This window comes from Allocatelliglobosispora scoriae (genome assembly GCF_014204945.1).
Classification (GTDB): domain Bacteria; phylum Actinomycetota; class Actinomycetes; order Mycobacteriales; family Micromonosporaceae; genus Allocatelliglobosispora; species Allocatelliglobosispora scoriae.
In genome coordinates, this window is sequence record NZ_JACHMN010000003.1 from 1,989,206 (window position 1) to 2,003,693 (window position 14,488).

Consider the following 14,488-nt stretch of genomic DNA (forward strand, 5'->3'; position numbering starts at 1 on the left):
CTGCGAAAGAGACGATGACCATGAGTGTCACGACTGTGACCACCCCCGAAAGGTCCGGACCGCGTGTGGTCGGTGGCGGCCTGCTCGACCCCCGGCAACTGCTGCGGTCGCTGCCCGACGCGGCCCGCAAGCTCGACCCGCGCACCCTGTGGCGCAACCCGGTGATGCTGATCGTCGAGGTCGGCGCCGTCTACACCACCGTGCTCGCCGTTGCCCACCCCTCCCTGTTCGCCTGGTCGATCACGATCTGGCTGTGGCTGACCGTCGTCTTCGCCAACCTCGCCGAAGCGGTGGCGGAGGGCCGGGGCAAGGCGCAGGCGGCGACACTGCGCCAGGCGAAGAAGGACACGATCGCCCGACGGCTCACCGGCTGGCGTGAGGGCGCGACGGCGTACCGGGAAGCGGCGGTGGCGGCGTCGGCGCTCGCGCAGGGCGACATCGTCGTCGTCGAGGCGGGCGAGATCATCCCCGGCGACGGTGACGTGGTCGAGGGCATCGCCAGCGTCGACGAGTCCGCGATCACCGGCGAGTCCGCACCCGTGATCCGGGAGTCCGGCGGTGACCGCAGCGCCGTCACCGGCGGCACGAAGGTCCTCTCCGACCGGATCGTCGTCAGGATCACCCAGAAGCCGGGGGAGAGCTTCATCGACCGGATGATCGCGCTCGTCGAGGGCGCCGACCGGCAGAAGACCCCCAACGAGATCGCGCTCAACATCCTGCTCGCCAGCCTGACGATCGTGTTCCTGCTGGCGGTGGTCACGCTGCAGCCGATGGCGGTCTTCGCCAAGGGCTGGCAGGGCGCGGCCCCCGACACCGCCGCGCTCGACGGCACCGGTGTCAGCGGCATCGTGCTCGCGTCGCTGCTGGTCTGCCTCATCCCGACCACGATCGGCGCCCTGCTCTCGGCGATCGGCATCGCCGGGATGGACCGCCTGGTGCAGCGCAACGTGCTCGCGATGAGCGGCCGGGCGGTGGAGGCTGCGGGCGATGTCAACACGCTGCTGCTCGACAAGACCGGCACGATCACCCTCGGCAACCGCCAGGCCGCCGAGTTCCTGCCGGTCGACGGCGTCGAACCGCTCACCCTCGCCGACGCGGCGCAGCTCTCCAGCCTCGCCGACGAGACACCGGAGGGCCGGTCGATCGTCGTGCTGGCGAAGGAGGCGCACGGCCTGCGGGCCCGCGCGGACGGCGCGATGGCCGACGCCGCCTTCGTGCCGTTCACGGCGCAGACCCGGATGTCGGGGGTCGACATCGACGGCCGGCGGATCCGCAAGGGCGCCGCGGCCGCGGTCATGAAGTGGGTCCGCGACAACGGCGGCCACCCCACAGACGACGTCGGCCCGGCCGTCGACGCGATCAGCTCCGCCGGCGGTACGCCGCTGGTGGTGGCCGAGAAGCTCGGCGACGCACCGGCCCGGGCGCTCGGCGTGATCCACCTCAAGGACATCGTCAAGGCCGGGATGCGGGAGCGCTTCGCCGAGATGCGCCGGATGGGCATCCGTACCGTGATGATCACCGGGGACAACCCGCAGACCGCGAAGGCGATCGCCGAGGAGGCCGGAGTCGACGACTTCCTCGCCGAGGCGACCCCGGAGGAGAAGCTCGCCCTGATCCGCACGGAGCAGGAGGGCGGCCGGCTCGTCGCGATGACCGGCGACGGCACCAACGACGCGCCGGCGCTCGCCCAGGCCGACGTCGGCGTGGCGATGAACACCGGCACGTCGGCGGCGAAGGAGGCCGGCAACATGGTCGACCTCGACTCCGACCCGACGAAGCTGATCGAGATCGTCGAGATCGGCAAGCAGCTCCTCATCACCCGGGGTGCCCTGACCACGTTCTCCATCGCCAACGACATCGCGAAATACTTCGCGATCATCCCGGCGATGTTCGCGGTCGTCTACCCCGACCTCGACAAGCTCAACATCATGCGGCTGGGCAGCCCCGAGTCGGCGATCCTGTCCGCCGTCGTCTTCAACGCGCTGGTGATCATCGCGCTGATCCCGCTGGCACTGCGCGGCGTGCGTTACAAGCCGAGCAGCGCTGGCGCGCTGCTGACCCGCAACCTCTGGGTCTACGGCCTCGGCGGCATCGTCGCACCATTCCTCGGCATCAAGATCATTGATGTCCTGCTCAACCTCGTCGGGGGGATCTCGTAATGCGCCTGCCACGGTGGATCTCACAGCACATCGCCGCCCTGCGCGCCGTCCTGCTCTTCACGCTGCTGCTCGGCGTCGCGTACCCGCTGGTCGTCACCGGGGTCGCCCAGTTGCCCGGGCTCGATGCCAAGGCCGGCGGCTCTATCGTCGAGGTGAACGGGCAGCCGGTCGGCAGCTCGCTGATCGGCCAGTCGTTCACCGACGCCGACGGCAACCCGGTGCCGAAATACTTCCAGTCCCGCCCGTCGGCCTCCGGTTACGACCCGGACGCCACCGCGGCGAGCAACCTCGGCCCGGAGAGCATCGAGGACACCCTCGGCGACCCGGCCCTCGACCCGAACTCCGCCGACGGCGACGGCAGCGCGCAGTCGCTGCTCACCCAGGTCTGCGCCCGCAGCCTGGCGGTCGGTCGGCTGGAGGGGGTCAGCGGTGCCCGGCCCTACTGCACCGGCGACGGTCTCGGCGCGACGCTGCGGGTCTTCTACTCCGGCGGCCTCACCGGCACCGTGACCCGCGCGGTCAGCGTCAACCAGGCCTGCCCGGCGACCCCGTTCCTCAGCGCCTACCGCGGCGTGCCGGTGGAGTGCGCCCGGTTCGGCGACGACTACTCCGGCGGGGTGCTGGTCCCGATCCGGGGCGACGCGCCTGATCGGCCGGTCGTCCCGGCCGACGCGGTCACCGCCAGCGGCAGCTCGCTCGACCCGCACATCAGCGTCGAGTACGCCGAGCTGCAGGCCCCGCGGATCGCCCGGGAGCGCCACCTGGGCGTGGACGCCGTGCGGAAGCTCATCGCCGAGCACACCACCGGCCGGGGCCTGGGCTTCCTCGGCGAGCCCGCCGTCAACGTCCTGGAGCTCAACCTGGCCCTGGACCGCGGCTGACCCCACCCGGCGTGCCCGGTGACCGGACCTCCGATTCCGGCCACCGGGCACGTCCAGCGATCCCGGCGGGCGCCGGTTGAGGAGAATGAGCAGCTATGAGCAGCGGGCAGTTGCGGATCTACCTGGGAGCCGCACCCGGAGTGGGCAAGACCTACGCCATGCTCGAGGAGGCGCAGCGCCGTGCCGAACGCGGCACCGACGTGGTCATCGGCTTCGTCGAGACCCACGGGCGCCGGCACACCACGGGCATGATCGGCGACCTGGAGCTGGTGCCCCGCCGCACGATGGAGTACAGGGGGTCCACCTTCACCGAGATGGACATCGACGCGATCCTGGCCCGCCGCCCCGAGGTGGTCCTCGTCGACGAGCTCGCGCACACCAACGTGCCGGGCTGCCGCAACGCCAAACGCTGGCAGGATGTCCAGGAGCTCCTCGAGGCGGGCATCCACGTCCTGTCCACACTCAACATCCAGCACCTCGAGTCGCTCAACGACGTCGTCGAGCAGATCACCGGCGTACCGCAGCGGGAGACCGTGCCCGACGAGGTGGTGCGCCGGGCCGAGCAGGTCGAGCTCGTCGACATGACGCCCGAGGCCCTGCGCCGCCGGATGGCCCACGGCAACGTCTATCGGCCGGAGAAGGTCGACGCCGCGCTCGGCAACTACTTCCGGGTCGGCAACCTCACCGCCCTGCGCGAACTCGCCCTCATCTGGCTCGCGGACAAGGTCGACGAGCAGCTCGACCGGTACCGCACCGCCCATGACATCAACGCCACCTGGGAAGCGCGCGAACGCGTGGTCGTCGCCCTCACCGGCGGCCCCGAGGGCGAGACGCTGCTGCGCCGGGCCGCCCGCATCGCCGACCGGGCGCGGTCGGCGGACCTGCTGGCCGTGCACGTCGCCCGCAACGACGGGCTCACCGGCGCCGACCCGGCCCTGCTGGCCCGCCAGCGCATCCTGGTGGAGAGCCTCGGCGGCACGTACCACCAGGTCATCGGCGACGACGTACCCACGGCGCTGCTCGACTTCGCCCGGGGCGTCAACGCCACCCAGCTCGTCCTCGGCGCCAGCCGACGCGGCCGCCTCGCGCAGCTCTTCTCCCGGGGCGTGGGCGTCACCACCACCGCCGAGTCCGGCACGATCGACGTGCATCTCGTCACCCACCACGAGGCCAACCTCCGGTGGCGCTTCACGGTCGGCCGCAGCGCCCTGTCGCGCAGCCGCCGCATCGCCGGGTGGATCACCGCGATCGTCGGACTGCCGCTGCTCACACTGCTGCTGTCGCTCGGCGGCGAGCTCGCCCTCGCGACCGACATCCTCTTCTTCCTCGCCGCGGTCGTGGCGGTCGCGCTCATCGGCGGGATGTGGCCCGCACTCTTCACCGCGGTCGGCGGATTCGTCCTGCTCAACTACTTCTTCATCCCGCCGCTGCGGATGTGGACCATCGCCGAACGGGAGAACCTGCTCGCCCTGCTGGTCTTCCTCGTCGTGGCGATCTCGGTCAGCGCCACCGTCGATCAGGCGGCCCGGCGGACCCGGCAGGCGGCCGGCGCCCGGGCCGAGGCGCAGACCCTCGCCGCCGTCGCCGGGAGCGTGCTGCGCGGCGACCGCCCGCTGACCGCGCTGCTGGAGCGGTTGCGGGAGACGTTCGGCCTCGTCTCGGTCACCCTGCTCGAAGCCGTGCCGGATGCGCAGCGCAGCCCGGACCGCCGCCAGGATCCGGGCGCCTGGACGGTCGCGGCCTCCGTCGGCACCGAGCCCAGCCGCTCGCCCGGGGACGGTGACGTCGACGTGCCCGTCGACGACACCCTCACGATGGTCCTGCGCGGACATCCGCTGGCCGCCGCCGACCGCAGGGTGCTGGAGGCGTTCGCCGCCCAGGCCGCGATCGCGCTGCGGCAGGAACGGCTCACCGTCCAGGTCGCCGCCGCCGTCCCCGTCGCCGAGGCCGACCGGATGCGGACGGCGCTGCTCAACGCGGTCAGCCACGACCTGCGTACCCCCCTGGCTTCTGCCATCGCCGCGGTGACGAGCCTGCGCAGCACCGACGTGAGCTGGAGCGACGAGGACCGGCGGGAGCTGCTGGCGACCGCGGACGAATCGCTGGAGCGGCTGCACCGCCTCGTCATCAACCTGCTCGACATGAGCCGGTTGCAGGCCGGCGTGCTCGGCGTCTCGCTGCAGGCGGTCGGGCTGGAGGAGATCGTGCCCTGGGCCCTCGACGAGCTCGGCGAGCCGGGACGGGCGGTCCGGCTGCGGATCCCGGTCGACCTCGCCGCGGTCAGCGCCGACCCGGGCCTGCTGGAGCGCGTCCTCGCCAACGTCGTCGGCAACGCGCTGCGGTACAGCCCGCCGGACCGGCCGCCGCTGCTCACCGCCAGCGAGCACGGCGGGCTGGTGGAGCTGCGCATCATCGATTACGGGCCCGGCATTCCAGAGACCGAGTGGGACCAGGTCTTCCTGCCGTTCCAGCGGCTCGGCGACTACACCAACGCCACCGGTGTGGGGCTCGGGCTGGCGCTCGCCCGCGGCCTCACCGAGGCGATGGCCGGCTCGCTGCGGCCCGAGGCGACCCCCGGAGGCGGCCTGACCATGGTGTTGTCCCTGCCCGCAGTGGAGAGCGAGCGCCAATGATCAAGATCCTCATCGTCGATGACGAGCCGCAGATCCTGCGCGCGCTGCGGATCAACCTCAAAGCCCGGGGGTACGACACCGCCGAGGCTCCCGACGGCGCCACCGCGTTGCGCGCCGCCGCGGACTTCCGCCCCGACCTCATCGTCCTGGACCTCGGTTTGCCGGACCTGCACGGCGTCGACGTCATCGCGGGTGTTCGCGGCTGGAGCCAGGTGCCGATCATCGTGCTGTCCGGCCGGATCGGCAGCGACGACAAGGTCAAGGCCCTCGACGCGGGCGCGGACGACTACGTCACCAAGCCCTTCGAGATCAACGAGCTGCTCGCCCGGATCCGGGCCGTCACCCGCCGCCGCGCCCCGGCCGAGTCGGTCGGGGCGGTCGTCACCATCGGCGGCAACACCGTCGACATCAACAACCACATCGTGCGGTCCGCCGACGGCGAGGAGGTGAAGCTCACCAAGACCGAGTGGCACCTGCTCGGCGTCCTGCTGCGCAACCCCGGCACGCTGGTGAGCCAGCGCCACCTGCTGCACGAGGTGTGGGGACCGCAGTACGGCTCCGAGACCAACTACCTGCGCCAGTACATGGCCCAGCTGCGCCGCAAGCTCGAGAGCGACCCGGCCCACCCGCGGCAGCTGTTGACGGAGCCCGGGATGGGCTACCGCTTCCTCGCCACGCCGACCTGACCCACCCGGGCGGCCTCAGGAGTGGGCGGACGGCACTTCGCGAACGGTGACGAGCTCCGTCAGACCGGAGATCTCCAGCACCGGACCGAGCATGCTGTTGGCGACGAGTTCGATGCGGTCGGCGTTGGCGAACAGGACCGCCAGGCCCGCGCTGTCGAGGTAGTCCACCTCGGCGAAGTCCAGCAGCACGTGGCCCGGTGCGCTGCTGATCGCCTCGGCGAGATCGGCGGTGTTGCTCATGTCGATCTCCCCGCGCACGGTCAGGGACGTGGTGCCGTCGGCCTTCTGTGCCGAGCTGATGGTCAGGGGTGTGGTCATTCGGCGATCCTCGTATACATGTCGACGGTCGTGCCGGTGCTGCTGGAGTCGATGTTGACGTGCTGCATGATGGCGCGCATCAGGCCGACGCCCCGCCCGCGGTCGGTGTTGACCGTCGGGCTCTTCCACCTGCCGGTGTCGGCGATGGTGAGGCGCAGCCCGTCGGCGTACGCCTCGGCGCGCAATCTGATCGGCTCGCCCGGGTTGCCCCGGTGTCCGTGCTCGATGGCGTTGGCGCAGGCCTCACCGGCGGCGATGAGGATGCCGTGGGCCACCTTGGACGGCAGGGCGCAGCGGTGCAGCCAGTCGCGCAGCGCGTTGCGGACCGGGGCGAGCTGGCCGGCCTCGGCCGGAAACGTCATCTGCAACGGCCCGGGCTGGCGGTAGAGCAGGAAGGCGACGTCGTCGTCGAACCCGCCGGAGGGAGCGAGACTGTCCATGACGTGCGCCGCGAGCTGCTCGATGTCGATGTCGCGGCCCTGGTGCAACGTGTTGGTGGCGTTGTCGATGCCCTCGCCCATGGAGCCGCGGCGGCGTTCCACGAGGCCGTCGGTGTAGAGCATCATCGTCGCCCGCGCGGGCATGGTGTGCTCGGCCTGGCCGCGGGAGGCGCCGAGGCGCACGGCGAGCGGCAGGGAACGGCCCTCGCTGAGGATGTCGGTCTTGCCGTCGCGGTGGGCGATGATGCCCGGCGGGTGCCCGGCGCTGGCGTAGGTGAGCTGACCGGTCTCCAGGTCGAGCACGCCGCAGAAGACGGTGGTGCACCTGGCGCCCGGAATCGCGGCGGCGAAGTGGTCCATCGTCATCAGGGTGCGGGCCGGGCTGGGATCCTGCAACAGCAGCGCGCGGCAGGCACTGCGCAGCTGGCCCATGACGGCTGCGGCGGCCAGGCCCCGGCCGACGCAGTCGCCGACGACGATGCCGATGCGGCCGTCCGGGAGGGCGATGGTGTCATACCAGTCGCCGCCGATCTCCAGGGGCGAGGCGGCCGGCTCGTAGCGGACGGCGAAACCGTGCGGCAACTCCGACGGCCCGAGAATGGCGCGCTGCAGGGCCAGGGCGGTCTCGCGCTGCTGATCGATCTGGTGGACGCGGGTGAGCCCCTGGGCGAGGCTCCCGGCCAGCAGCGACAGCAGCAGCCGGTCGTGCTCGGTGAAGCGGCGGCCGGCGGCCAGGTCGAGCCAGAGCACCATGACGCCGTGCGGGTGCTCCAGCCGGATGCCCGCCCCGTCGCCGCCCGCCACCGCCGCGGTGAGGTTGGGCCCGTCGCGCAGGTCGGCGATGGCGGTGCGATGGCCCTCCGGCAACTGCTCCCAGGAGACGGGCTCGCCGCGCGCCGAGCTCAGGGCCGGTGCGGCGCCGGGACGGAAGACGACGCCCAGCGTCTCACCGGCGTGCCAGAGGTGCTGAAGCTCGGTGAGCGCCCCGGTCACGGCCTGGGCGAGGTCCGGCGCCTGGGACAGGCGCAGGTTCAGGGCGGCCATCGCGGTGTCGCGCTGAATGGCGTAGTGCTCGGCCGTCACGTCGCGGAACGTGCCGACGGTGACGGTCCGGCCGCTGTCGGGGTCCTGCGCCCTGTTGAAGGACGCGTTCACCCACACCCGGTGGCCGGCGCTGTGGGTGACCGGGATCGTGTAGGTGCCCTGCGCGTTCTGGAGGAGCGTGTCGAACGCGGCGGCGACCTCTCGGTAGGCGGCCTCGTCCGTGCCGGGGTCGGGCCACCACGGGTGCGTCGGCTGGTAGGGCAGCCCTTCCGGGCCGAAGCCGAGGATCTCGGTGAACGCCGTGTTGATCTCGATGACCGCGCCGGTCTCGTCGCAGACGAAGAACGCCTCCTGCAGGGAGTTGATCAGTGCTGTCCGCCAGCGGGCATGGTGGTTCCGGGTCCGCGCCAGCTGCACGCTCGCCCGCACCCGGGCGAGGAGTTCGGCCGCCGAGAAGGGCTTGACGAGGTAATCGTCGGCACCCGCCTGCAGGCCCTCGATGGAGGCCTCCTGACCCGCTCGTGCCGACAGCAGCATGACCGGGATCGCCTCGGTGCGGGGATCGGCCCGCAGCGCGATGAGCAGCTGCAGGCCGTCCAGGCGGGGCATCATGACATCGCTGATGATCAGGTCGGGCGCCTTGGCACGAGCCGCGTCGAGTGCGTGCCGGCCGTCGTCGACGGTGCGGACCCGATAACCGGCACCCGACAGCAGCCGGGCGAGGTAGGCCCGCATGTCCGCGTTGTCGTCGGCGACGAGCACGGTCGCCGGCCTGGACAGGCCCGGGCCGAAAGCCGGCATACCCTGGTCGGAAGCGCCGACCAGGGTGTCCGAGGACTCATCGGGCACCCAGCGCAGGGCCTCCTGGACATAGGGCTCGGCCGCGGCCGACAGCGCCGCGGAGCTCGTGGCGGCGACGATGGCCCGGGCGGGCAGATGGCTGTGGCCGAAGGGAACGCTGATGGTGAAGCGGGTGCCCTCGCCCTCGGCGCTGTGCGCGGTGATGGTCCCGCCGTGCAGGCCGACCAGCTCCTGCACCAGGGCCAGGCCGATGCCGCTGCCCTCGTTGGATCGGGAGCGCGCGTTCTCGACGCGGTGGAACCGTTCGAAGAGCCGGGGCATCTGATCGGCGGCGATGCCGATGCCGGTATCGGTCACGCTGACGATCGCGTACTCGTGGTCGCGGCTGACGCTGACGCCGACCGAGCCCTCGAAGGTGAATTTCAGGGCGTTGCTGAGCAGGTTGAGGATGACCTTTTCCCACATGCCGCGGTCGATGTAGACGGGCTGGTCCAGTGGCGGGCAGTCGACGGTGAACCGCAGGCCGGCCTTCTCCACGGCGGAGCGGAAGACGCTGGCCAGTTCGGCGGTGACGGCGGCGAGGTCGACGGGCTCGTAGCTGGCCTGCATCCGGCCGGCTTCCAGGCGCGAGAAGTCCAACAGGCTGTTGACGAGCTTGCCGAGCCGCAGGCCGTTGCGGTGGATGACGTCGAGCTCCTCCTGCACCGCCGGGTCGGTGCCCGAGCGGCGGCGCAGGTCGTCGATCGGACCCATGATGAGGGTCAGCGGCGTGCGGAACTCGTGGCTGATGTTGGAGAAGAACACGGTCTTGGCCCGGTCGAGCTCGGCGAGCTCCTCGGCCCGCCGCTGCTGGGCCTGGTAGCTGCGGGCGCTGGCGATCCCGGTGGCGACATGCCCGGCCACCAGCTCGACGAAGGACCGGTAGCCGTCGTCGAAGGGGCGGTAGCGATTGAGCCCGGCGACGAGGAAGCCGTAGGGGGCGCCGCCCTGGCGCAGCAGCGGGATCAGCACCGCCTGCGTCGGCGGCAGCGGCCAGATTCCGGACGGGATGCCGGCGTAGCGGGGCTGGGCCAGATCCACCAGGTGCGGCTCGGTCCCGGTCAGGGTGGCGGGCCAGATCGGATCGGGACCGTCCAGCGGGATCGGTGAGACGGCCACGGCGTGCCCGAGCTGGATCCCCGTCGTGCCCGCCAACAGTGCTGTTCTGTCGCGGATCAGGTAGGTGAGGGTGAACGGCAGATCGCGCTGATTGCGGTCGAGCTGCCGGCTGGCGAACGCCAGCGTCTCCTCCTCGGTCCGCACGACGCTGGGGTCCGACCCCAGATCCCGCAGGGTGGCCATGCGCCGTTCGCTGACCACCCGGGTGGTGTCCTCGCTGACGACGCAGAGCATGCCGACGGCGACGCCGGATTCGTCCCGCAGCGGGCTGTAGGAGAACGTGTGGTAGGTCTCCTCCTGGTAGCCGGACCGCTCGAGGAACAGCAGCAGCGCCTCGTCCCAGGTCGCCTGCCCCGTGGCGAGCACGGTGTCGATGCGGGGGCCGATGTCGTCCCAGATCTCGGCCCAGACCTGGTTGGCCGGGCGGCCGAGGGCCCACGGGTACTTGTGGCCGAGGGTGTCGCGCCGGTATGCGGCATTGCAGAAGAAGGTGAGCTGCGGTCCCCACGCCATCCACATGGGGAACTTCGACGACAGCAGGATGCTCACCGCGGTCTGCAGGCTCTGCGGCCAATCACGCACCGGGCCCAGCGGTGTCGCGGCCCAGTCGACCGCGCGCAGGTCCAGGGCGACATCGGGATCCGCGGCGAACACGTCGTCCATCAAGCCCTCACCGGAAGCTGACACAGGGAAGCCGCCTTCATGCCTCCTAGCCTGCCATCTGTGCGGGGACCTCGCCAGGCGCGGGCAGCGCTTCGCGTTACCGCGGTGTCAGCACGGAGAACTCGTTGCCGTCGGGGTCGGCCATCGCCACCCGGCCGGCCTCGTCGTGACCGGTGCCGATCCGCGTCGCGCCGAGGGCGAGCAGGCGGTCGACCTCGGCCTGCTGATCGCCGGGGGCGGCCGGAGCGAGGCCGAAGCGCAGCCGGTCCGTGCCGACCCTCTGGTCCAGCGGGGGACCGCCCCAGGTGATCTTCGGGCCGCCGTGCGGCGAGCGGATCGCGGTCTCCTGGTCCTGGTCCCAGACGAGCGGCCAGCCCAGTGCCTCGCTCCAGAAGTAGCCGACCTCCTGCGAACCGTCGCAGGCCAGCGCTCCGATGAAGCCGCAGTCGGCGAGGAAGTTGTTGCCCGGCTCGATGACGCAGAACTCGTTGCCCTCCGGGTCGGCGAGCACCACGTGCTCCTCGTCCGGGAGCTGGCCGACATCGATGTGGCGGCCGCCGAGCTCGAGCGCTCTCGCCACCGTCCGCTGCTGCTCCGCGAGCGAGGAGCTCGTCAGATCGAAGTGCATCCGGTTCTGGGCGGCCTTCTGCTCCCGGGTGGGGTGGAACCGGATCCGGAACCCGGTGTCATCGGCGGGCAGGAGCTCGACCCCGTCGGGTGCGTCGTCGGCCACCTGCCAGCCCAGCAGCCCCGACCAGAACCGCGCCACCAGGGGCGGATCGATCGCGTCGAAGCTGACCGCGAACAGTTGACTGGCCATCGCGCTGTCACCCCTGACTCATCGCCGTGTTCAACCCTCGAGCGGAAGCCTAGGGCGAGTCCGGGCCACCCGCAGCCGAATATCCGGCCCGTGGTGGAACCGGATGGAACGGGGTGGAACGCCGGGAGGGCAGGCGTGCGGATTCCACGCCTGATCCCCACCGAGAGAAGGTCATGATGATCAAGAAGGTTCTGCTCCGCGGCACGGTCTGCGTGGCGCTCGCCGTCGGCGGCCTGCTCGCCACGACCGCCGTCCCCGCATTCGCGCTGTACCCGATCTCCGCCACCTGCCCGACCTGCGAGCCGTAGGCGGGAGCGGGATCGGCCGGCCGCCGCGTCGACCGCTCCCGCGTCCGGCCGGGAGATCACCGTTAACCGGTTGTCGCGGCTGGTCGGCTCGACGATGATGGCGGTGATGGCCGCCGGACCAGCGGACGGAACCCACCATGGATCTCGACCGACGCCGTGAGCTCGCCCGCCGGGCGCTCGACGGCTACGACAGCGGCCCCGACGCCACGACCCGGGCGCTGGCGGGCGCCCTGGCGAAGGTCGACGACGCGGTGGCCCTGGTCCTGGTCGAGGGGCTCAGCGACCAGATCGCAGTGGAGACCGCGGCGGTCGGCCGCGGCCGGGATCTGGAGGCGGAGCGCATCGTGATCGTGCCGATCGGCGGCGCCCACGCGATCGGCCGCTTCCTGACCGACCTCGGCCCGCTCGCCGCGCAGGTCCGCCTCTCCGGCCTGTGCGACGTACGCGAGGAGGAGATCTTCCGGCGGGCACTCGTCGCCGCCCGGATCGGCTCGCCCGGCACCCGCGCCGACATGGAGCGCCTCGGGTTCCACGTCTGCGTCGACGACCTCGAGGAGGAGCTGATCCGTGCCGTGGGCGCCACCGCGGCCGAAGCCCTCTTCGACTCGCAGGGCGACCTGAAGTCGTTCCGCTCGCTGCAGAGCCAGCCCGCCTGGCGCGGTCAGGACCCGGAGCGGCAGATGTGGCGGTTCCTGCGCAGCGGGTCGCGCCGTAGCCTGCGCTATGCCCGGCTGCTCACCGAGGCGGCGATGAGCCGGGGTGCCCTGCCCGCGCCGCTCGCCGCCCTGCTCGACGATTCCGTCTGACCACCCAGGCGCTAGCGCGGGATGCCGAGGGTGGCGGTGAGGTCCTCGTGCAGTTCGAACCAGACGCCGTGGCCCGAGTCGACCTCGACGTTGGTGATCCAGATCGGATCCGCCGCCGCGCGGGCGAGCGCGCGGGCGAAGCGGTCGTGGTACCCGGTGAAACGGAGGAGCCGGGCGGTGAGCCGCCGTTCGAGGTGTTCGAGCTCGCGGGCGATGGCGGCCAACCGCCGGTGCAGCTCCGCCCGGTCCGTGCCGCCGCCGAGGGGTGCCGTGCCCGGGGCGAGCTGCCAGGCGGTGAACAGCCGCACCGCGCGGGTGTTGAGCGGCAGGAACTCCTCATGGGCGGCGCTGATGTCGGCGCGGGCGCCCGCGGTGTCGAGCTCCTCCCGCAGCTGGGTCTCGTTGCGACGGCGTCCGGCTTCGGTCAGTGACCATCCCTCCAGGTCGGCGAAGGCCGACCGGGTGACCCAGCCGCGCGCCTGGGCGTCGAGGAGCTCCTCGTGGGTCATCGCCGGGTCGAGGTCGAACCGGCGGGCGACGGCGGCGGTGTCGGTGAAGCCCTTGACGCGTACGGCGTGCAGCACGAGGAGTTCCGCGGTGGACGGGTGGGTCATGGGGAGCGTCCTTCCCGCTCGGCGGGTGCGGCCTCGACGGTGCCGAGGGTGCCGTCGACCGTGACGGGTTCGCCGTCGCGCAGCCGGCTCGCGGCTTCCCGCGCACCGACGACGGCGGGGATGGCGTACTCGCGGGCGACGATCGCCGCGTGGGACAGGACGCCGCCGCTCTCGGTGACGACGGCCGCCGCGACCCGGAACAGCGGGGTCCAGGCCGGGTCGGTGGTGTGGCACACCAGCACGTCGCCGCGCCGCACGCGAGGGAAGTCATCGACGCCACACACGACGCGAACCGGTCCGGTGGCGCGACCGGGGCTGCTGGCGGTGCCGGTGAGCAGCACGGCCGCCGGATCGGCCGGTCCGGCGCGGGCGGGTTCGGCGGGCAGGACCGTGATCGGGCGCGACTGCACGATCCAGAGGCGACTCCCGCGTGCCGCCCACTCGACGTCCTGCGGCCGGCCGAAGAGTTCCTCACACCGCCGGCCCAGCCCGGCGAGGTGCTCGATGTCGGCCGGGGACAGGCACCGGCGAGTCCGGTCGGCGACGGCGACGGGCGATCGGACCAGCCCGTGCTCGCCGCGGTCCAGGCGGGTGCGCTTGGTGCCGATGCCCACGCGGAGCGGCCCGGACCGGGGCACGACCACTTCGTCCGGCGTGACGGCGCCGGAGACCACCGATTCGCCCAGCCCCCAGGACGCGTTGATCACGATCGCGTCGTCGCCGGTCCGCGGGTCCCGGGTGAAAAGCACCCCGGCGCGGTCGGCGTCGACGAGGTCCTGCACGATCACGGGCGTGCTCGCCTCGGCGTCGCCCAGGCCCAGCTGCTCGCGGTAGCCGCGGGTCCGCGGCGTCCGCGTCGAGGCGGCACACCGGCGGACCGCGGCGAGCACGTCCGCGAGCGCCGCGACACCGAGGACCGTCTCCAGCTGCCCGGCGAACGACGCCTCGGCCGAGTCCTCCGCCCGGCTGGACGACCGGACGGCGAACGCCGCACCGCCGAGGCGGTCGAGGTGCGCGGCGATCGAACCGGGGTCGGCGTCCGGGTCGGTGACGACGAACCCGTCCGGCACCGGCAGGCCGGCGCGCAGCAGGACGCCGAGCCCGGCCGCCTTGTTGCCGCAGCCTTCGTCGGCGTCGATCAGTGCGACGATGCTCAC

Annotated in this window: 11 protein-coding genes; 6 read left to right on the plus strand and 5 right to left on the minus strand. The window is 72.1% G+C overall.

Features of this window, described 5'->3' with window-relative positions; genetic code table 11:
• Positions 1–20: 20 nt before the first annotated feature.
• From kdpB to F4553_RS35130, 4 genes are all read left to right on the plus strand, one after another.
• Entirely contained in the window at positions 21–2,159 is a 2,139-nt protein-coding gene (gene kdpB, locus F4553_RS35115) for a potassium-transporting ATPase subunit KdpB (RefSeq protein ID WP_184845197.1), read from the plus strand.
• Complete coding sequence (locus F4553_RS35120) at positions 2,159–3,040, plus strand: potassium-transporting ATPase subunit C (RefSeq protein ID WP_184845199.1); 882 nt, start codon at positions 2,159–2,161, stop codon at positions 3,038–3,040. Before kdpB ends, F4553_RS35120 begins: the two co-directional genes overlap by 1 nt.
• A 95-nt stretch (positions 3,041–3,135) precedes the next feature.
• A complete protein-coding gene (locus F4553_RS35125) occupies positions 3,136–5,673 on the plus strand; it encodes a sensor histidine kinase (protein ID WP_184845201.1) in 2,538 nt (845 codons plus the stop codon).
• Entirely contained in the window at positions 5,670–6,359 is a 690-nt protein-coding gene (locus F4553_RS35130; RefSeq protein WP_184845203.1) for a response regulator, read from the plus strand. The genes F4553_RS35125 and F4553_RS35130 overlap by 4 nt, the downstream gene beginning before the upstream one ends.
• Positions 6,360–6,374: 15 nt before the next feature.
• Here F4553_RS35130 and F4553_RS35135 read toward each other — a convergent pair whose 3' ends face one another.
• The 3 genes from F4553_RS35135 to F4553_RS35145 form a co-directional block, all read right to left on the minus strand.
• Positions 6,375–6,677, minus strand: coding sequence for an STAS domain-containing protein (locus F4553_RS35135; RefSeq protein ID WP_184845205.1), 303 nt, complete (start codon positions 6,675–6,677; stop codon positions 6,375–6,377).
• The gene (locus tag F4553_RS35140) at positions 6,674–10,783 is read right to left on the minus strand and encodes a SpoIIE family protein phosphatase (protein ID WP_184845207.1); all 4,110 of its coding nucleotides are present in this window, start codon (positions 10,781–10,783) and stop codon (positions 6,674–6,676) included. Before F4553_RS35140 ends, F4553_RS35135 begins: the two co-directional genes overlap by 4 nt.
• A 97-nt stretch (positions 10,784–10,880) precedes the next feature.
• Positions 10,881–11,603, minus strand: coding sequence for a VOC family protein (locus F4553_RS35145; RefSeq protein ID WP_184845209.1), 723 nt, complete (start codon positions 11,601–11,603; stop codon positions 10,881–10,883).
• Between the two features lie 176 nt (positions 11,604–11,779).
• Between F4553_RS35145 and F4553_RS42090 the strand changes: the two genes are divergently transcribed.
• Positions 11,780–11,911, plus strand: a complete 132-nt coding sequence (locus F4553_RS42090) for a hypothetical protein (RefSeq protein WP_281395550.1) — start codon at positions 11,780–11,782, stop codon at positions 11,909–11,911.
• A 137-nt stretch (positions 11,912–12,048) separates the two neighbouring features.
• Positions 12,049–12,717 (plus strand): TOPRIM nucleotidyl transferase/hydrolase domain-containing protein, encoded by a 669-nt coding sequence (locus F4553_RS35150; RefSeq protein WP_184845211.1) that lies wholly within the window; start codon positions 12,049–12,051, stop codon positions 12,715–12,717.
• Positions 12,718–12,728: 11 nt separating this feature from the next.
• On the opposite strand, the gene F4553_RS35155 is transcribed toward F4553_RS35150, so the two are convergent.
• Positions 12,729–13,331, minus strand: a complete 603-nt coding sequence (locus tag F4553_RS35155) for a transcriptional regulator (RefSeq protein ID WP_184845213.1) — start codon at positions 13,329–13,331, stop codon at positions 12,729–12,731.
• Positions 13,328–14,488 carry a PEP/pyruvate-binding domain-containing protein gene (locus tag F4553_RS35160; RefSeq protein WP_312875508.1) on the minus strand — a complete coding sequence of 387 codons (1,161 nt, stop codon included), beginning with the start codon at positions 14,486–14,488 and terminating at the stop codon, positions 13,328–13,330. The genes F4553_RS35155 and F4553_RS35160 overlap by 4 nt, the downstream gene beginning before the upstream one ends.

Excerpts from the sequence above, each read along its gene's own strand:
- F4553_RS35135 (WP_184845205.1), bottom strand. The coding sequence starts at position 6,677 with ATGACCACACCCCTGACCATCAGCTCGGCACAGAAGGCCGACGGCACC.
- F4553_RS35120 (WP_184845199.1), top strand. The coding sequence starts at position 2,159 with ATGCGCCTGCCACGGTGGATCTCACAGCACATCGCCGCCCTGCGCGCC.
- F4553_RS35130 (WP_184845203.1), top strand. The coding sequence starts at position 5,670 with ATGATCAAGATCCTCATCGTCGATGACGAGCCGCAGATCCTGCGCGCG.
- F4553_RS35140 (WP_184845207.1), bottom strand. The coding sequence starts at position 10,783 with ATGGACGACGTGTTCGCCGCGGATCCCGATGTCGCCCTGGACCTGCGC.
- F4553_RS42090 (WP_281395550.1), top strand. The coding sequence starts at position 11,780 with ATGATCAAGAAGGTTCTGCTCCGCGGCACGGTCTGCGTGGCGCTCGCC.
- F4553_RS35150 (WP_184845211.1), top strand. The coding sequence starts at position 12,049 with ATGGATCTCGACCGACGCCGTGAGCTCGCCCGCCGGGCGCTCGACGGC.
- kdpB (WP_184845197.1), top strand. The coding sequence starts at position 21 with ATGAGTGTCACGACTGTGACCACCCCCGAAAGGTCCGGACCGCGTGTG.
- F4553_RS35125 (WP_184845201.1), top strand. The coding sequence starts at position 3,136 with ATGAGCAGCGGGCAGTTGCGGATCTACCTGGGAGCCGCACCCGGAGTG.
- F4553_RS35145 (WP_184845209.1), bottom strand. The coding sequence starts at position 11,603 with ATGGCCAGTCAACTGTTCGCGGTCAGCTTCGACGCGATCGATCCGCCC.
- F4553_RS35155 (WP_184845213.1), bottom strand. The coding sequence starts at position 13,331 with ATGACCCACCCGTCCACCGCGGAACTCCTCGTGCTGCACGCCGTACGC.